This is a genomic window from Enterococcus sp. DIV1767, from assembly GCF_050542585.1.
GTDB classification, from domain to species: Bacteria; Bacillota; Bacilli; order Lactobacillales; family Enterococcaceae; genus Enterococcus_D; species Enterococcus_D innesii.
Genome location: NZ_CP172936.1, coordinates 914,489 through 933,131 on the forward strand (window position 1 = coordinate 914,489; position 18,643 = coordinate 933,131).

Below are 18,643 nucleotides of genomic sequence, written 5' to 3' on the forward strand. Positions count from 1 at the left end.
ACGGGAGTGAGTCATTTGGCAAAAGATTATTCAAAACTTGCTAGTGAAATTATAGCACAGGTCGGTGGGGAACAAAATATCGTTAGCCTGTATCATTGCATCACTAGATTGCGTTTTAAGTTGAAAGATGTCGAGTTGGCACGAAAAAATAAGGATAAGATTCAGCAGCTTGATGGGGTATTGTCTGTCATTGAAGGAAATGGCCAGTTTCAAGTCGTGATCGGGAATCATGTGGCAGATGTTTTTCAAACGATCATGAGCAAGTATTCGATCCAAAACGCTTTGGAAAGTGATGGAGATGCCGAAGAATCAACAGAAAAACAAGGCAATGTATTTATCCGATTCTTCAATGTATTGTCTGCGATCTTTAATCCAATCATTGTTGCGCTTGCAGGGGCAGGGATGTTGAAAGCTTTACTAGTTGTTTTTACGACCTATCATTTGATGGACGCAGAAGGAAGCACCTATAAAATATTAGCTGCTGCTGGCAATAGTGTCTTTTATTTCTTGCCTTTATTTTTAGCGATCAGTGCAGCGAGGATTTTCAAAGTCAATATGTTTATTGCTTTAGCAATCGTTGGGGCGTTGCTGGAGCCGAATTTTACAGCAATGGTGACGGAAAACGGTGTGACGGTCGATTTCTTTGGCATCCCAGCTGTGTTGATGGGGTATTCGGGTACCGTGATTCCAGCGATCGTTTCGATCTATATCTACTCGCACTTGGAACGACTACTCAAACGGATCATTCCTAAGAGTATCGAGATTTTTGCTCTATCACTAGTAGCTCTTTTGATCATGGTGCCTTTGACCGTTTTGATCATTGGACCGGTCGGTGTAATGCTTGGGGACGGTTTAGGCAATGCCATGAACTTTATCAGCGACAAGAGCGGGCTGTTGGCTGGCTTGTTGATCGGTGGCGGTTGGACATTCTTAGTAATGATCGGGATCCATTGGGGAGTTGTACCGATTATGGTCAATAACCTAGCGGTATATGGCTATGATACGCTGCGCCCGATGATTGCAGCAGCAACATTTGCGAGTGCTGGTGTTGCTTTAGGTGTGTTTTTACGCTCTCGCAGAAAAGAAACCAAAGGCCTGGCGCTATCTTCTTTGCTTCCAGCATTACTTGGAGGAATTACAGAGCCAATCGTCTATGGACTTTCGGTAAAATTTAAAAAGCCGTTGATTGCTCAAACCATCGTTGGTGCCCTTGCTGGTGCGTTTATGGGCATGATGCAAACCAAGGCCATCGTCTATGTTTTCCCAGCATTGACGACATTGCCAGCTTTCTTTGGGGACACCTTTGTGTACTATTTGATCGGCATTGTCTTTGCGTTCTTCGGTACTGCTATTTTGACCTATGTATTAGGATTTGAAGAGACGCTAGAACCTGTTTTAGAAGAAGGTGCAGGGCTGCAAGTGATGACACCAGTTGCTGGTGAAGCGATCACGCTTGATGATGTCAAAGATGAAGTATTTTCTTCTCGAGCAATGGGGGATGGATTAGCCGTTTATCCATCAGCCGGCGATATTTATGCGCCACTTACTGGTACGGTTGTGACAGTGTTTCCAACTGGACATGCTTTTGGGATCCAATCAGCTGCTGGGACGGAAGTGTTGGTTCATATCGGCTTAGACACGGTTGATTTAGCAAAAGGCGTGTTTGAGATTTCGGTGAAACAAGGGGATCAAGTCGTGAAGGGGCAAAAAATTGGCACCTTTGATTTAGCAAAAATTATTGAAAAAGGATATGATCCGACAACCATGTTGGTTTTTACCAGTGTGATTAAAGAAGATGCATTGACAGTTGTGGATCAAGCGAAAAAAGACGTTACCGCATTGGTAGCAAATGATTTATTAAAAGGAGCGATTTCATGAGTGTATTTCCAAAAAATTTCCTATGGGGCGGCGCAATCGCCGCAAATCAAGCCGAAGGAGCTTATTTGGAAGGAGGAAAAGGATTAAGTGTAGCAGATATTTTACCAGTTGGTGAAAAACGTATTGAGCAAGTTTCACTGCAGCTTGAGGAGGACAATTTTTATCCGAGCCATGAAGCCATCGACTTTTATCATCGGTACCCAGAAGACATTGAACTGTTTGCGGAAATGGGCTTGAAGTGTCTGCGTACCTCAATTGCTTGGAGTCGCATTTTTCCGAATGGGGATGAAACGGAACCCAATGAAGCAGGTTTACAATTTTATGATGATTTATTTGATGCCTTGAATGAAAAAGGAATCCAACCAGTTGTTACGTTAGCTCACTTTGAGACACCACTGCATTTGGTAACGAAATATGGTGGTTGGCAAAATCGTGCACTGATCGATTTTTTTGATCGGTATACAAAAGTGGTTTTCACACGCTACAAAGGGAAAGTAAAATATTGGATGACTTTCAATGAAATCAACCATACCCATACGATCCCGTTACTCGCAGCAGGTATCGATGTGTTTTCTTTCGAGACTGAAGAAGAAAAATTACAGGCACTTTATCAAGCGAGTCATAATATGTTTGTTGCAAGTGCCAAAGCAGTTCTGAATGGGAAGGCAGTAGATGAAAACAATCAGATTGGCTGTATGCTGTCACTGAGTCCGATTTATCCTGCAACGTGCAACCCGCAAGATGTTTTTGAATCGTATCAACTGCGCCGTCGTTCCTTGTTCTATAGTGATGTGCAATTGCGAGGAGCGTATCCTGAATACTTCGACCGCATCGTTATGGATAATCATCTGTTGCTGGACATTACAGAAGAAGATCTAGCGATCATTAAAGCGGGAACCTGCGATTATTTAGGCTTTAGTTTTTACCGCAGCTCATTGCATGAAACGGGCATGAAAATTTTAGGCAATACTGGCGGATTATTGGGGAAAAAGAATCCTTACCTAAAAGAAACTGCTTGGGGATGGCCGATCGATCCGTTGGCATTACGCTATGTTTGCAGCGAATTGACTGATCGTTATCAAAAACCATTATTTATCGTTGAAAACGGAATTGGTTTAAAGGATGTTGTCAAGGAAGATGGATCGATCGTCGATGAAGAACGGATGGCCTATTTGAAAGACCATATAGAAGCAATGGCGGAATCGATCAAAGATGGCGCAACGATTCTAGGCTATACATGGTGGGGACCGATCGATATCGTTTCTGCGGGGACAGGAGAGATGGAAAAACGATACGGCTTTATCTATGTCGATAAGCAAAATGATGGTAGCGGAGATCTTTCCCGCAAGAAAAAAGCTAGTTTTGCGTATTATCAGCAAGTGATCGCCACGAATGGGGAAGCGTTGGCGTACGAATCATTTTTGAAAGGCGGCAAGTAAAATGAAAAGTTATTTTCCAAAAGATTTCCTCTGGGGGGGAGCAACAGCTGCCAACCAAGTTGAAGGAGGTTCTGGAATCGATGGAAAAGGCTTGTCGGTTTCTGATGTCTATCTATTCGATTCCTCAATGCCGAAAGAACGATGGACTGACCAATGGCATATGATGACTCATCAGCAAGTTGCAGAAGCACAGGATCCAAACAGCACGAAATACTATCCGAAAAGACAGGGCATCGATTTTTATCATCACTTTAAAGAAGATATTCGTTTATTTGCTGAGATGGGCTTCAAAGCCTATCGGATGTCAATTGCCTGGACACGGATCTTTCCAAAGGGGGATGAGGTAGACCCAAACGAAGCTGGATTGGCATTTTACGACGCAGTCTTTGATGAGTGTTTGAAGTATGGGATCGAACCAGTAGTATCACTATCCCATTATGAAATGCCATTGTATTTAGTGACTGAGTATGGAGGATGGCCGAATCGGCAAGTGATCGACTTTTACGTTCGTTTTGCCAAGACGGTGATTGAGCGATACCAAAAGAAAGTCAAATACTGGGTGACTTTTAATGAAATCAATTGTGTCAAACACCATCCATATGTTAGTGTCGGGATCATTGAAGAAGGTCATCCTAATATTGAACAAGACAAGTACCAAGGGGCGCACCATCAATTTGTCGCCAGCGCAATCGTGACTGACTATTGCCATCGATTGATTCCGGATGCCAAGGTCGGCTGTATGATCAGCTATCAATTATTAACGCCGTACAGCTGTGATCCAGACGATGTTCAAAAAACAGTCGAAAGTCAACGAACCTCACTCTTTTTCAGTGATGTGCAGGCAAGAGGCTATTATCCAGCATATGCCAACCGCATGTTTGAAGAAAAAGGAGTGGAATTGGTGATCGAACCAGGAGACTTAGAAGTCATCCGGGAAAACCCTGTGGATTTTGTTTCCTTTAGTTACTATATGTCCAGTGCAGTCAGCGCGCATCCAGAACGATTGGAAAGTGCTGTCGGGAATTTGATTACTGGTGGGATCAAAAACCCCTATTTGCCAAGCAGTAAATGGGGCTGGCAGATCGATCCCAAAGGGTTGCGAACCGCATTGAATCAACTCTATGACCGCTACCAAAAACCTTTGTTTATTGCCGAAAACGGTTTGGGAGCAGAGGATGTCGTAAACGAAGATGGCACGATCGATGATTTTTATCGAATCGACTATCTGCGTCAGCATATTGAACAAATCAATGAAGCATTGCATGATGGCGTCGAGGTCTTTGGCTATACGGCATGGGGCTGCATCGATATCATCAGTGCTTCGACCTCACAAATGTCGAAACGCTATGGTTTTATCTATGTCGACCAAGACGATGAAGGCAATGGCACAAAGAAACGCATCAAGAAAGCGTCATTTGATTGGTACAAAAAAGTAATTGCTTCAAACGGCGCAACTCTTTGATTTTTGATTCTTCCAGATAAAGCAATTGCTAGGCTTAATCATAAGGTTTCTTAACAATTTCGCTTTTTATCAAGAAAAAAGCCCAACTTTATTTGCTATTTTATTTTAACCGTGCTATGATGAATAGGTAAAGTTCTGATATGTTAATACTTGTTTATCTTTTCTATTGATACACACTTCAATTACACATCATTTTCTATTACAAACAAATAAACACAGTCGATGTGTAATATGGAGGTATACGTTTATGAATAACGGTACAGTAAAATGGTTTAATGCAGATAAAGGTTTTGGATTTATTACAGGTGAAGACGGCAATGATGTATTTGCTCACTTCTCAGCTATCCAAGGCGACGGCTTCAAAACTTTAGAAGAAGGTCAAGCAGTGACTTTCGACGTTGAAGAAGGCCAACGTGGCTTACAAGCAACAAACATCGTTAAAGGTTAATTGACGTTAACAAGCGAGAATCCATTGGGTTCTCGCTTTTTTTTGTTTTATTTTATATAAATATTGAAATGGATCGGGTTTTGATGACCTGCTACAAGAGAATAGTTGCAGGTTTTGAGTACCTGACATGGTAAATAGTACATCTTTGATTTCACTATTCAACTAGCCCTAAGCGTTGTGTTAATCTTACCCATGATTTCTCATTCGATGATAAGCGTATCAAAAGAGGAAAAGAGAAAGAGGGCGCTATACCGTATTCAATAAATAAATGCCGTTCAAAGTAAATGAAAAAGTGATTGAATAGGTTTAGGAACATCGCTATCAATAAAAGCAATGATCGCTCGTGATTCAAATGGCATGTCTCATTTGAATGGAATAAAGAAACAGGTACAATGGAAAATGCCACGATTCAATATATGGTCCCCCGTACTTATACAAGAGTAATCGATGTGAAAGATCGATCATTCTTATTCGTTTCATCGATATTGTCTTGAATGAATTGTAAAAGTAGAATATATTGATACAAATTAGCTACTTTTTTTATTGCGATTGGAACAAAGATGATTACATTTCGAGGGGGATTTATATGAAGCCAAAAGAAATACTTTGCCAATGGGTTGATGCGTTTAATCAGGCAGATGTAGAAAGTATTTCAGAATTATATGATGACAATGCAATCAATCATCAGGTTGCCAATGAGCCAGTTATTGGGAAAGAAGCGATAAAGCAGATGTTTGAGCAAGATTTTTCTAACGCAAAAATGGTTTGTATCGTGGAGAATATTTTCGAAGATGGACAATGGGCAATTTTAGAGTGGCGTGACCCTTTAGGTTTGAGAGGCTGCGGTTTTTTTCAAATAGTAAATGATAAAATTTTATTTCAAAGAGGCTACTGGGATAAATTATCTTTTTTAAAACAGCACGACTTACCTATTGAATAAAAGGAATTCCTTTATACGAATGGTTAGCAGATATGCATGACAGGAAGGTTAATCGCTTCACGTAAAATTCTTAAAGGGCAACACTGTATGAAAACAAAGCTTTTTGTTTAAGTAATGTTTAAGAATAAGTACGTTTTCTTCCATTTGCACTCTGTCTCATGGTATAGTTATTGATAAGCGACAAATATTTTTGTACCACACGTTACTTGTTTTGAAGAAATTTATTCAAACCTGGCGTAACTTCAGAGTTACAAGGATACAATAGAGGTTAGGGATTGTATCGTTTAAATGAGAAATAAATAATAGTAGTAATAGTATGCTGCACTTTCAAAGAATAAATATTGACTCGTCAGATAGCCTTCTCGTTTACCCAAACGAGAGGGCTATCGTTCATTAGAAAAGAAAAAGTGTCTTTTTCCTAAAAGAAAGGAAGAAGACACTTTTTGGCTTTATTCTGCTGTGAGGGGGATCGTCAGCTTGCGATCATCGGTTTGATCGTCCAGCATTGAATCGACATATTGCTTCAAAAAGTAAGAATAGGTCGCTAACCACTGATACTCCTCGGAATCTTTGATGGCAGCTATTTTCTCGGCTGAGTAAGTATCATTGCCAGTAAAAAGGGCAGTGTTCAGCTTCGTGACAAACGTGCAAAGTTGTGTGATCTGGGTATCTGACAGTTCAGACACGGCGGACAATTGGTCGCGAACCAGTTGGTCGGTATCATTTTCAAAAACACTCTTCTGGTAGTTTTGATAGTCCAGCAACTGTTCATCAGTTTGCTTCGTTTCAGCCGCCCAAGCATCGAGATCAATTTGACGAGCTTCATAGTCGATTTCCTTTTCAGAAAGAGAAAGGACGCCGTAGCCTAATTCTGCTGTTGAATAAGACCCAGTGACTGCTTCATAAAGCGAATCATTCCCTTCGTTAATGTCTTGAATGTGGATATGACCAGAGAAAACGGCTGGCACGTTGAAACGGTCCAACAAAGTGACAGTTTCGGAGGCATTGTCGAGAACATAACCGTCTTGTAACAACTCATTATGACTGAACAAGTTATGGTGTAAAAAGACCAGTGGTACTTGCTCTGCTTCTTTTGTCAGGGTTAATTGCTCCTCCAACCAAGTTAGAGTAGCTGGTTTCAACTCACCATTCGTTGTAGGATCATCCCAATTAACCTCAGAATCGTAGATACATGAATCGAGCAAAAAGAGGCGATACTTGTCATTTAACTGAATGCTGTAGCTAAGGGAAGACTTGTCGATACTGTTGGCTTTTTCGTAACCTTCAGCAAAAATCGTTTGAAAATCCTCAGGACTGATTTGATCGGCATAGTATTCCTTTTCACCTTGAAATGCTCGCGCCCAACCATTGTAAATCTCGTGGTTGCCAGGTAATGCGAAAACCATAATGTCAGCTTCTTGCAATGGTGCAAGCAATCTTGCCAACTCTTGAGCACTTGCTTTCTCGCCATTGAGCGTCATATCACCAGTCAAAATAATTCCCGTGGGTTTCTCTTTTAAGGCTTGAGCGGTGAAGGCCTCGATTGATTGTTCTTGATACGTCATCTCTTTGCCAGCAGCTCCTTGTGTGAAGGTCTGAAAGGCTTCGCCATTATCATGAAGCGTGGAGGAAAGAAAATGAATATCACTTAAGAGCCAAAACTCACTGTTGCTTGCCTGTTGCAATGGAGTATCGGCTTCATGCACCTTACGAAATTGAAAGAATAACAGGAAACAGGTGACTAAAAGTGTAAGAAGTGCCAATGGCCAAAACCATTTTTTGTGTGTACGAATCGCGATTCCCTCCTCGCTTGTTTTATTTATTATAGAAAGGAATAGGGATCTTGTCACATAAATGGTCTTTTTTTGAATGATTTCTTGGTTTCATAGTTTTTCTTTTAAGATAATTCCGAAAAAACTATAAATGCTATTAATTAGGTGTTTTTATAGGGTAAAAATAACTAAAATGGAAAGAACGTCACTTTTTGAAAATGAAAAAGAAACGCGGTGATTTATTCAGAAACGTTGATTTAACGGTCTTTAATTGTCCTGTTATTTATCGCTGAGATAAAGGGAGTGTTAGATTGAAACATTTTTGTAACATTTCCTTTATCTGTGTGTCATATCATTATGGTAGAATTCATTTGTCGTTAAATCGAACATTAAACTTTCTTAGACAAAATTAAGTTTTTAGAAAGGCAGTTCATCTGTCAAATCAACCAGCTAGTCGGAGGAAAAACGAGTGAAGAATAGTTTGTTATCAGCATTAATGGTGTGTTCACTAACATTAACCGCAGTTGCAGCACCTGCATTAGCATTTGCAGATTCCATTGATGATCAAATCGAGCAGCAAGACCAAAAAATCAATTCTCTTAAAGGTCAGCAAGCTGACGCCCAATCACAGATCGATTCTCTAGAAGCAGAAATTGAAACAGTGAGTGCAAAAGTTGCTTCATTAGAAGCAAAACAAGTTGAGTTAGGTCAAGAAGCTGAGAAATTGCAAGACAAAATCGCAACATTGAAATTGCGTATTGCCAAACGTGAAGAAGCAATCCAAAAGCAAGCCCGTGATGTACAAGTTAACGGTCAAAGCACCAATTTCATTGATGCTGTTTTAGAAGCAGACTCTTTAACGGATGTTATCGGTCGCGTACAAGCGATGACAACGATCGTCAATGCGAACAATGATTTAGTTGAACAACAAAAACAAGACAAACAAGATGTTGAAGACAAAGTCAAAGAAAACGAAAGCAAGATCCAAGAAGTTGCTGCAAACCAAGCAGAACTTAGCCAACAAAAAGATGCCATTGCAGCAAAACAAGCTGATTTAAATGTCTTGAAAGCAAACTTAGCAGCTGAACAAGCAACTGCTGAAAAAGACAAAGATGCATTGAACAAGAAAAAACAAGAAGCAGAAGCTGAAAAAGCCCGTGTCTTGAAAGAACAACAAGAAGCTGCTGCTGCTCAAAAAGCAGAAGAAGAAAGACAAGCCGCTGCTTTGAAAGAAGCGCAAGAAGCTGCTGCTCAATCAACGGAGAGCACAACAGAGAATACAACTGCTTCTACTGAAACAGCAACAAGTAGTTCTTCAAGCAACACAAGCTCAAGCAGCAATACCAGCAGTTCTAATAGCTCAAGTTCATCGAACGCAGGCTCTTCAAACACTGGTTCAAGCAATTCAAGTTCAAATAACTCAGGTTCAAATTCTTCATCAAACAATGATTCTACCGGAAGTACTTCTACTGGCGGCGGAAAAGATCATTCAAGCTCAGGGAACATGTATGCTTGGGGTCAATGTACTTGGTACGTGAAAAGCCGTGCTCCTTGGGTAGGTACTTACTGGGGGAATGGTGCACAATGGGGTGCGTCAGCTGCAGCTGATGGATACACTGTCAATGGTACACCAGCAGCCGGTGCCGTTGTAGTCTTTGCCGCTGGTCAATCAGTTGGTGGCGTTTGGACTGCTGATCCAACTTATGGTCACGTAGCCTATGTTGAATCATACAACCCATCAAACAATACGATCACGATCTCTCAAGGCGGAATGGGCTTTGACAGTCCTGGTGGACCAAACACTGCAACATTGAGCGCATCTGGATATACTTACATCCATCGCTAATCAAATCAAAAGCAAAGCATCAACGCAATCGCGTTGATGCTTTTTTATTTGATCGATAGCTTTTTCACTTCTTGATCAGTTAGGTGAGAGAACTACCCGGAGAAACAAGATAGGGTTCTCTCAAATCTAATCAAGCTACTATTCAAGGAGTGAGAAACGGCGAAAAGGTTCCTTTTGAAGTTACCACCAGTTCTTCCATTGCCCGAGAAATCGCCGTATAGAGAATCCGTCTATCTTGATCGGTATGATAATTTTCTTCTGAAACATCATATAAAAGAACCTGCTTAAATTCCAATCCTTTGGCAAGATGAATCGGTAAAACCGTTCCATGAAATGACACGGCCTGTTTATCGAAGAACTGTTTGAGCTCCTCACTAGATCGACTATCTTTGGTGATGATCGTTACTGGCTGCTTAAGTTCCTTTACTATGTCTACCAAGGCAACGTCAGTCAGATTGGCATAAAACTGTGGCAACTTTCCTGCTGGTCGAACGGCAGAGATGTTTAAATTGGTTTCTTTTGGCAGCATTTGGGCAAATAACTGTGTGATTGCACCGCTAGACCGATAACTCGTAGTCAGCTGATACGTTTCGAGGGATTTCGCCTGTTGTTGAAACAACGTTTGGATTTCTGATACGGTGATGGCACTTGTAAAGATCGCCTGTTGCTGATCCCCCACGAGGGTAAAAGCGGTCATAGGAAAAAGACATAATAGAAACTGAATTTGTGCTGGCGTATAATCTTGGACTTCATCAATAAACAGATAGCGCAACGCAGGGACAGGTTGTTTTTCGGCAAGCAAATGACGAATCAGCAATAGACAAACGGTATAATCCAAACTAGCTGTTGTTTGTGTCAAAGTGATCTGTCCATGAGTAAAATAGTCGGCACTGTCTGCTAACAATCGTTTCGTATCAAACCAATTAAGGTCTTTGATTTGTTTGGAAATCGTTGCGTATTTTTTCTTCAGGAGGCGAATGGCTGCTTTCTGAATTGTTTTTTCTGAATCATCCTTTAAAACTGTCCCTAATAGGGAGCGCTGTTCGTCTTCAGTCAAAGAACGAACTTGGTCGTGAACATTCGCTGCTAAGGCATTTTTTTGCAGTCGTTCCTCCCAAGCGTAAGCCAATTTCTTTTTGACTGCTTGGATGCGATCGCGCAAGGATGCCTGCTTCGGTGTCTCTTGAAAGAAAGTCTCGATCGTTTCTTCAGAAAAAAGGACGACATTTTTTCTTTTGATTGGTTTAAACTGAAGCACAAGTTCTTCTGGCAGCTGTTTGCTCAAGGATTGAAGAAAGCGACTGAAGTCCGCGCTGCGCAAAAGGTCGATTGCTTCACAGGGGGCTTGCTGGATGCGGTCAAAATAAGCCTCTTCCGATTCTAAGTCAACGCTAGGAAATGTTTGGCAAAACTGCCGCATGGTCAGCGTCAATGGATTTTTTTCCCCGAGGGAAGGCAGCACTTGCGAAATATAATCAATAAACCGAGAATTCGGGGAGAGAATCAAGACATTCTCTGCGGTCATCTCTTCACGAAAATGGTACAGCAAAAAGGCAATCCGCTGCATGACAGCAGACGTTTTTCCGCTTCCAGCAACACCGTTGACCAGTAGGTTTTTATGCGCTAAGTCACGGATGATGACGTTTTGTTCGTGTTGGATCGAAGCAGTGATATCTTGCATTTTTGGGCTATTATTGGCTTCAAGGGCTGCCAGTAACACTTCATCTTGAATCGCCACTGAGGTATCAAAGGCTTGCTTCAAGTGATCTTTTTCGATAATAAATTGTCGGCGATGTTCAAGAGCGGCAGAAATCTTCTGATTGTTCACTTGATAAGAGACCGGGCCCAAGCGTTTGGCATAGAACAATTCGGCAATTGGGGAGCGCCAATCATAGATCAGCCCTTCCTTATTTTCATTAACAAAACCATTGATCCCAATGTAAAAATCTTCTATCGTTTCTTCATCTTCAAACTGTAGGGAGATTTTACCAAAGTAGGGACTATCTAGTAGACGGTCGATGGCAGCTAATTCACGTTCAGCAGATTGAAGAGCGGCGTTCATTTGGTCGATCTCACGGTTCTTACTTTCGATGGCAGCAAAAGTATCTAGGCGGTCAGCAAAATTATCAAAGTTTAAGCGAATCTCTTCGCCGATGCTTTGCATCGCAAGGCGATCTTTTTTTCTGTCTTCAGTCAAGAAACTGCTCAGCACTGTCTTTCGTGTCAGCAATTGCTGGTACGTGTCTGCGAGACGCTTCTTTTCAGCCTTTAGGTCGTTCATTCAGACTCACATCCATTCTCCAAAGTATCTCAATTATACGAGCATTCACCAAAAATACTAGTCTATTTTTTTGACTCTGGATGCGGTATAATAATAGTGGGAAGAGGCAGCTGATTGTTCCAATGTCATGGGAGCAAGCAGAATGCGTCTATTTTTTTGTTTTAAAAATGGGAAAAAGGGTCATTGCTTGTGTTTTTGAAGGGGCTGTTTATACTGAATATAGAGAAAAATACAAAGCGAAAAATCGTTGAGGGAGTGTCAACATGTCCAAACTATTGTCACCAGTGAAGCTAGCGAATTTAACATTGGCCAACCGCGTCGTTATGTCGCCGATGTGTATGTATGAAGTAAAAAAAGAAGACGGTGTTGCGGAACCCTTTCATTTTGTTCACTATGGGGCGCGAGCATTAAGCAAAGTCGGCTTGATCATTATTGAAGCGACTGCCGTTGAACCAGACGGACGAATCACAAACAATGATCTAGGGCTATGGAATGAAGAACAGCAAACAGAGCTGACGAAATTGGTGGAACTGCTGCATGGGTTCGATGCGCAAGTAGGCATCCAACTAAGCCATGCAGGACGAAAAGCAGTTGATGCCAGCAATCCTTTGGCACCAAGTGCCGTTGCCTTTAACGAACGCTACCCGTTACCGTCAGAAATGACCCTGTCGGAGATCAAACGGGTGCAAGATAGTTTTGTTCAGGCTGCCCAACGAGCAGCCAATGCGGGTGTCACGATGATCGAACTTCATGGGGCTCATGGCTACTTGATGGACCAATTTCTTTCGCCTTTCGTCAATCAACGCACCGACCAGTATGGTGGTTCTTTAGAGAATCGCTATCGCTTTGTAAAAGAAACGGTACAAGCAGTTCGGATGGTCTTTTCTGGGTCCTTGTGGATGCGCTTGTCATTGACAGACTATGAAGAACCAGGTCGCCAAAATTCGTTGGAAGATTGGCAGCAAGTAGCCCAATGGCTTCAAGCAGATGGCATTGATTGTCTTGACTGTTCCACAGGCGGTGTGGTGGATAAAAAGCCTAATATTCCGATCTATGATGGCTACCAAGTGCCCTTTGCTGCAGCTATCAAGCAAGTGGTTGATATTCCCGTAGCAGCAGTCGGTTTATTGGATAATCCTGATCTTTGCGAATATCTTTTGCAAACCAATCAAGTGGATTTGGTTTTACAAGGCCGCGCGTTGATCAGAAATGTCAACTGGTTGGCAGATGCAGCGGCTAAACTTCACGATAAGTCCTTTCAAGCGTACAATGATTCCTATCAACGTGGGGTGAAACGTTGATATATGTTTTATTACATGAGCGTTGATTCGAAAGAATGACTTGTAAGTGTAGAGATCGGGAATGGAAGAAAAGTAGAGATTTACTTACGGTTCTTCTTTTAAAAATTTTTTAGTATAGGTTAGGTATTAATCGAAATAAGAGAACAATGGACGATGATTTGTCGTTCTTTGTTCTTTTTTTGACTTTTATAGATCATTTTTATGAACGTATTCCACTTTTTTTCGTCTATTTGCATTAAATAGCTCATAGTATTGAACTGTTTAGTTCACGATGGTATAGTTTAGGCAAGTTTTCGAAAACGATTACAAAAAATGGAGGTGTTGAAATTGGATATCGGTCAACTGATTAATGAACGATTCATTTTATTTGATGAGCAAATTCGGACAAAAGAAGAATTGTTTGCTCAAGCATCTGTTTTATTCGAGTCCTCAGGAGTTATCAGTAATATAAAGAAGTACAAAAACGATTTATTTCGTCGCGAGAAACAAACCTCTACTGGGATTGAAGATCATTTTGGTATTCCTCATGCAAAAAGTAAGGCAGTACTAAGGCCTGCAATCGCCTTCGTAAAGTCGAGTCCAATTACTGATTATCAAGCAATTGACGGAACGGCAGTCACCTATTCTTTTGTCATCGCAGTACCTGAAAAGAGTACTGACGATCATTTAATCATCTTAAGCAATCTCGCACGATTGTTGATGCACGAAGGATTTCGAAATGCAGTAAAGAAGGCAAAAGACGCCTCAGATATTATTAATAATATTCAATCAAATCAATCAGAAAAGAGGGAACCTGTATGAAAATTGTCGGTATTTCTGCTTGTCCGACTGGAATTGCGCATACGTATATGGCTGCTGAAAAACTGGAAAAAACGGCAAAATCATTGGGATATACAATCAAAATCGAGACACAAGGTGTAAAAGTCGAAAACATTTTGAGTACAGAAGAAATTCAACAGGCAGAGGTTGTCATTTTAGCGGTTGACAAAGAAGTACAGACCGACCGATTTGCTGGAAAAAAAGTTAAAAGAGTGTCAACCGCAAGAGCAATCAGAGAACCAGAAAAAGTAATTCAAGAGGCAATTGATGGGGTAGAAGTGACCACGATTGCCCAAGCCGAACATGCTTCAAACGAATCTGGAAAGAAAGCTGGCATTTATAATCATTTCATGAATGGCGTTAATTACATGTTGCCTTTGGTTATTGCCGGTGGAATTTTAATTGCGTTTAGTTTTGCTTTTGGGATCAATGCAGCTGATCCTAGCGATCCTTCATACAATCAAATTGCCGAAGTTTTAAGCACGATTGGTGGGAATACGGCTTTTGCATTGATGGTTCCTGCACTTGCAGCAGGAATTGCCACTTCCGTTGCAGGTAGACCGGGCTTTGCCGCTGGTTTGGTTGCGGGAACGATGGCGGCAAGTGGAGGATCTGGTTTTTTAGGTGGAATGGTTGGTGGTTTACTCGCTGGGTATGCTACGGATTATTTAGCGAATAAAGTAACAGTAGCAAAATCATTTGCGGCACTCTATCAGTTGATTATTGTTCCTTTGCTCTCAGTTGCTGTGACTGGCTTTGCCATGTTTTATTTCATTGATAAACCAATCTCTTATGTATTGGATGCTTTGACGAATTGGCTTAATGGACTTGGTTCTACGAGTGGTGTGGTATTCGGCTTACTGATAGGCATTATGATGGCAGCTGATATGGGCGGTCCCATCAATAAATCGATTTCAACCTTTAGTATTGGTTTGATGTCGGCAGGAGTTAATGCACCAATTGCGGCTTGTATGGCTGCCGGGATGACACCTCCTCTAGGCATTGCCTTGGCTTCTATCTTGTTTAAGCAAAAATTTACTCAAGAAGAACGAACTTCTGCTCAGTCTTGCTGGGTTTTGGGATTATCTTATATTACTGAAGGTGCGATTCCATTTGCTGTCGCTGACCCATTACGAGTAATACCTAGTTTGATGGCAGGTTCAGCAACCGCTGCTGCAATATCAATGGGTGTCGGCGTAACTTCATTAGCTCCACATGGTGGTATCTGGATCTTACCGATTCCCAATGTATTGAACAATCCGTTGATGTATGTCGTGGCAATCGTTTCTGGAACGGTGGTTACAGCATTGATGTTAGGGTTTTTGAAAAAATCTAGAACTGAAATGGAACACCAACCAACCGATGAAGGAAAACTGATTTAGAAACTATTTATAGGTTGAAGCGAAACGAATCAAAAGAAAAGAGGAATGTCACAATGTTAATGACAATGAAAGAATTACTTGCTGTAGCAAAAGAACATAAATTTGCTGTTCCAGCATTTAATATTTGCAATTTTGATATGTTAAAAGCAATCATGGAAGAAGTTGAGGCACAGGATGCACCAGTCATTTTAGAAATTCATCCTGATGAGATCGAATACTTAGGAGATTGTTTCATAGCGACAGTGCGGGAGTACGCATTAAAAAGTAAGGTACCAGTCGTTATTCATTTGGATCACGGGGGATCAATCTACGATGTCATGCGCGCGATCCGTAATGGCTATACCTCGGTGATGATCGATGCATCATTAGCCGATTACGAAGAAAATAAAAAAATCACGAAAGAAGTTGTTGAACTGGCACATACGGTTGGTGTCAGCGTTGAAGCAGAAATTGGTACGATTGGGAACAACGGCTCCGCAGAAGGGGGAGCTGCAGAAATTATTTACACAGATGTCGACCAAGCCGAAGACTTTGTACGCGCTACCGGCATTGACACCCTTGCCATTGCGATCGGAACGGCTCATGGGTTGTATCCAAAAAATATCACCCCTAAACTGAACATCGATTTGTTGAAAAAGTTGAACGATCGTATTGCTTTACCATTTGTATTGCATGGTGGGTCAGGAAACCCAGATCATGAAGTGCGAGAGTCTGTAAAATATGGCGTATGCAAAGTAAATCTTAGTTCTGATTTGAAATCCGTATTTTTTGATTCAGTCAGAAACGTATTGACGGAAAACCCTGCTATGTATGAACCAAATCAAGTATATGTACAACCAATAGAAGATGTGAAAGCTGTTGTACGCCATAAATTGACACTGCTGAATACGGTTGACAAAGCAAGTTTTTATCAGAGATAATAAAGGAAATGATTGATTGGCACAGGATTAAATTGTTGGGAATTTCTTTTTTTAAAGGAGTTTATGTATGGGGAAAGCAAAAGATGAGCGTAAGCAGAAAATCATGATGTATTTAAATGAAACGAAATTTGCTTCTCTGGGGGAATTAGTTGAATTCTTACATTATAGTGATGCTACGGTCAAACGCGATCTGATTGAACTGGAAAACGAAGAACAAATCAGACGTACCCGAGGTGGTGCTATGCTGATCGATTCAGAGAAGGTCGATGCGGCTTATCTGACAAAAGTGGGGAATTATGTCAATGATGAAGAAAAACGCAGAATTGCAGAACGTGCAGTGACGTATATTGAGGACGATATGACCATTTTCGTAGACAGTTCTAGCACAGCTTTGCACCTGATCCCTTACCTGAAAAAAATTCATGGGTTACGAGTGGTAACCAATAGTGTGCTAACTGCCGCACTACTATCGGAACATACTGCTGCTGAGGTGACCATCGTTGGCGGGACGGTAACGAACAAAAAGTTTACCGTTAATTCAGTTACAGCAGTCAACCAGCTCAGGACCTATCATTTTGATCTTGCGCTTCTCTCTTGTAGGGGATACGATGAAGAAAAAGGAGCCACTGAGAATACTGAAGGGGAAGCAGTATTTAAACAGGTATTGAAAGACTGCACCGAAAAAATTATTCTAATGGTTTTAGAATCAAAGCGGAATAAAGTATATTTTTACAAGAGCCTCTTACCCGAGGATATCGATATTGTCATCTAGAAAAAAAGCATCGAGTTTGTCAAAAACGGTCTTATTTAAAAGGCCGTTTTTATTTTCACTACTAGTATGCTTTACAAACTAGTGACAAATACGTATACTAGGTACAACACTAGTTTGTATAACAAACTAGATAAAGGGAACCAAAGGAGGGAAATCGTGAAAGAGACGCAATTGCTAAAAGGGGTTTTGGAAGGGTGTGTTTTGCAAGTGATTGCTCAAAAAGAGATTTATGGTTATGAACTGGTACAGGAACTGAAGCAAAGAGGCTTTGAAACGATCGTTGGCGGCACGATCTATCCTTTGCTGCAGAAGTTGGAAAAACAAGAACTTATTACCTCTGAGATGAAAAAATCACCTGAAGGACCTGATCGCAAGTATTTCTCGATCACCCCGAAAGGCATAGACTATTTGGCACAATTTAGAGAACAATGGACGAACCTAATGAAGAAAGTCGAAGGATTATTTAAGGAGTGAGGAAACATGGCAAATAAACAAGAGACGACCTATTGGCGAGAGCAAACCAATCTGATCGAGCAACAATTCAATGAGAAAAATCGCCAATTTTTTGATGATTTTCGAAGCTACCTCTTACTTTCCAGCCTTTTTTACGATGAGCATAAAGTCACAGAGCAGGTATACGCGATTGCAATGGATTTATTAGAAGCACAAACTCATGGAGAAGAGGCGCAACACTATTTTGGCAATGATCCGAAAGGGGTGGCAGATGAACTATTGGCAAACACGCCAAAGAGTAATCTCAAAGAGCGTCTCAAATTGGCGTATCTAGCGGTTGGCATCAGTTGGGGCATCAAGTTTATAGCTGATTTTACGAAACAAGGGCCACTGGTTCTCAACCTGCTGGATTATCTTTTGACAGGATTGGTAACTGTGTTAGCGGTCATCGGGATTTTTGCGATCATCAGCAAAACCATCTATCAAAAGAAGGGCACAAGCAAGGTGATTCGTTTCGGCTCCCTTTGGCTCGTTGTGAGTGGCTGGATTGGTCTTTCACTGTTGATCAATCTGCTGACCCCAAACTGGTGGCTCCTGACGATCGTATTTCCTTTTGATGTAGTATTGGTGGGCAGTTTGCTGGTAGCGGCAATCGTTTTTGTTGTATCACGCAAAGAAAAAGCTTTTTATCCGATCGTTTTTCTACTGGGGGTATTTGTGTTGCTTGGTTGCCTGCAAAAAACCATGGCATTTTATCACATTGGTGATCCATCCTGGATGACCGGCGGATGTTTGACACTGCTCGTTGTAGGGTTTCTAATTTTTCTCTGGTGGACCCGTCGAGTGATGAAAGAGCAATAAGCAAAGCCAGAAACAAGTGTCTTGCTTGTTTCTGGCTTTTTTACATGGACAAAAGCATTATCCTGAGGA

The 18,643-nt window shown here is 41.3% G+C and carries 15 protein-coding genes; 13 read left to right on the plus strand and 2 right to left on the minus strand.

Annotated features, from left to right (window positions below):
- Window positions 1-6 precede the first annotated feature (6 nt).
- From IGI78_RS04390 to IGI78_RS04410, 5 genes are all read left to right on the plus strand, one after another.
- A complete protein-coding gene (locus tag IGI78_RS04390) occupies window positions 7-1,878 on the plus strand; it encodes a beta-glucoside-specific PTS transporter subunit IIABC (protein ID WP_195266004.1) in 1,872 nt (623 codons plus the stop codon).
- Entirely contained in the window at window positions 1,875-3,317 is a 1,443-nt protein-coding gene (locus IGI78_RS04395) for a family 1 glycosylhydrolase (RefSeq protein WP_195266002.1), read from the plus strand. Before IGI78_RS04390 ends, IGI78_RS04395 begins: the two co-directional genes overlap by 4 nt.
- A gap of 1 nt (window position 3,318) precedes the next feature.
- Window positions 3,319-4,779, plus strand: a complete 1,461-nt coding sequence (locus IGI78_RS04400; protein WP_140965693.1) for a glycoside hydrolase family 1 protein — start codon at window positions 3,319-3,321, stop codon at window positions 4,777-4,779.
- Window positions 4,780-5,026: 247 nt separating this feature from the next.
- Entirely contained in the window at window positions 5,027-5,227 is a 201-nt protein-coding gene (locus IGI78_RS04405; protein ID WP_005225331.1) for a cold-shock protein, read from the plus strand.
- Window positions 5,228-5,813: 586 nt separating this feature from the next.
- Window positions 5,814-6,167: a nuclear transport factor 2 family protein gene (locus IGI78_RS04410; protein WP_081118384.1), complete on the plus strand. Its 354-nt coding sequence runs from the start codon at window positions 5,814-5,816 to the stop codon at window positions 6,165-6,167.
- Window positions 6,168-6,616: 449 nt separating this feature from the next.
- Here IGI78_RS04410 and IGI78_RS04415 read toward each other — a convergent pair whose 3' ends face one another.
- On the minus strand, window positions 6,617-8,017 hold the full coding sequence (locus tag IGI78_RS04415) for a metallophosphoesterase (protein WP_195266001.1): 1,401 nt from the start codon (window positions 8,015-8,017) through the stop codon (window positions 6,617-6,619).
- Window positions 8,018-8,408: 391 nt separating this feature from the next.
- On the opposite strand from IGI78_RS04415, the gene IGI78_RS04420 reads away from it, so the two are divergent.
- Window positions 8,409-9,785 carry a CHAP domain-containing protein gene (locus tag IGI78_RS04420; protein ID WP_223080545.1) on the plus strand — a complete coding sequence of 459 codons (1,377 nt, stop codon included), beginning with the start codon at window positions 8,409-8,411 and terminating at the stop codon, window positions 9,783-9,785.
- 142 nt (window positions 9,786-9,927) lie between these two features.
- Here the strand turns inward: IGI78_RS04420 and IGI78_RS04425 are convergent, their stop codons facing one another.
- On the minus strand, window positions 9,928-12,066 hold the full coding sequence (locus tag IGI78_RS04425; protein ID WP_195266000.1) for a HelD family protein: 2,139 nt from the start codon (window positions 12,064-12,066) through the stop codon (window positions 9,928-9,930).
- A 263-nt stretch (window positions 12,067-12,329) separates the two neighbouring features.
- Between IGI78_RS04425 and IGI78_RS04430 the strand changes: the two genes are divergently transcribed.
- The 7 genes from IGI78_RS04430 to IGI78_RS04460 all read left to right on the plus strand — a co-directional run bounded on the left by IGI78_RS04430 (window position 12,330) and on the right by IGI78_RS04460 (window position 18,574).
- A complete protein-coding gene (locus IGI78_RS04430) occupies window positions 12,330-13,367 on the plus strand; it encodes an NADH:flavin oxidoreductase/NADH oxidase (protein WP_081118387.1) in 1,038 nt (345 codons plus the stop codon).
- 318 nt (window positions 13,368-13,685) lie between these two features.
- On the plus strand, window positions 13,686-14,168 hold the full coding sequence (locus IGI78_RS04435; protein WP_288362756.1) for a PTS sugar transporter subunit IIA: 483 nt from the start codon (window positions 13,686-13,688) through the stop codon (window positions 14,166-14,168).
- On the plus strand, window positions 14,165-15,568 hold the full coding sequence (locus IGI78_RS04440) for a PTS fructose transporter subunit IIC (RefSeq protein WP_430618532.1): 1,404 nt from the start codon (window positions 14,165-14,167) through the stop codon (window positions 15,566-15,568). The genes IGI78_RS04435 and IGI78_RS04440 overlap by 4 nt, the downstream gene beginning before the upstream one ends.
- A 53-nt stretch (window positions 15,569-15,621) precedes the next feature.
- Window positions 15,622-16,488, plus strand: a complete 867-nt coding sequence (locus tag IGI78_RS04445; RefSeq protein ID WP_195265997.1) for a ketose-bisphosphate aldolase — start codon at window positions 15,622-15,624, stop codon at window positions 16,486-16,488.
- A gap of 67 nt (window positions 16,489-16,555) precedes the next feature.
- The gene (locus tag IGI78_RS04450; RefSeq protein WP_016610590.1) at window positions 16,556-17,260 is read left to right on the plus strand and encodes a DeoR/GlpR family DNA-binding transcription regulator; all 705 of its coding nucleotides are present in this window, start codon (window positions 16,556-16,558) and stop codon (window positions 17,258-17,260) included.
- Between the two features lie 156 nt (window positions 17,261-17,416).
- Window positions 17,417-17,734: a PadR family transcriptional regulator gene (locus IGI78_RS04455; protein ID WP_008377296.1), complete on the plus strand. Its 318-nt coding sequence runs from the start codon at window positions 17,417-17,419 to the stop codon at window positions 17,732-17,734.
- A gap of 6 nt (window positions 17,735-17,740) precedes the next feature.
- Window positions 17,741-18,574 carry a hypothetical protein gene (locus tag IGI78_RS04460; RefSeq protein ID WP_081118392.1) on the plus strand — a complete coding sequence of 278 codons (834 nt, stop codon included), beginning with the start codon at window positions 17,741-17,743 and terminating at the stop codon, window positions 18,572-18,574.
- Window positions 18,575-18,643: the final 69 nt, after the last annotated feature.

Coding starts and splice junctions, on each gene's coding strand:
- IGI78_RS04405 (WP_005225331.1), top strand. CDS start 5,027: ATGAATAACGGTACAGTAAAATGGTTTAATGCAGATAAAGGTTTTGGA.
- IGI78_RS04425 (WP_195266000.1), bottom strand. CDS start 12,066: ATGAACGACCTAAAGGCTGAAAAGAAGCGTCTCGCAGACACGTACCAG.
- IGI78_RS04410 (WP_081118384.1), top strand. CDS start 5,814: ATGAAGCCAAAAGAAATACTTTGCCAATGGGTTGATGCGTTTAATCAG.
- IGI78_RS04440 (WP_430618532.1), top strand. CDS start 14,165: ATGAAAATTGTCGGTATTTCTGCTTGTCCGACTGGAATTGCGCATACG.
- IGI78_RS04430 (WP_081118387.1), top strand. CDS start 12,330: ATGTCCAAACTATTGTCACCAGTGAAGCTAGCGAATTTAACATTGGCC.
- IGI78_RS04395 (WP_195266002.1), top strand. CDS start 1,875: ATGAGTGTATTTCCAAAAAATTTCCTATGGGGCGGCGCAATCGCCGCA.
- IGI78_RS04460 (WP_081118392.1), top strand. CDS start 17,741: ATGGCAAATAAACAAGAGACGACCTATTGGCGAGAGCAAACCAATCTG.
- IGI78_RS04445 (WP_195265997.1), top strand. CDS start 15,622: ATGTTAATGACAATGAAAGAATTACTTGCTGTAGCAAAAGAACATAAA.
- IGI78_RS04400 (WP_140965693.1), top strand. CDS start 3,319: ATGAAAAGTTATTTTCCAAAAGATTTCCTCTGGGGGGGAGCAACAGCT.
- IGI78_RS04450 (WP_016610590.1), top strand. CDS start 16,556: ATGGGGAAAGCAAAAGATGAGCGTAAGCAGAAAATCATGATGTATTTA.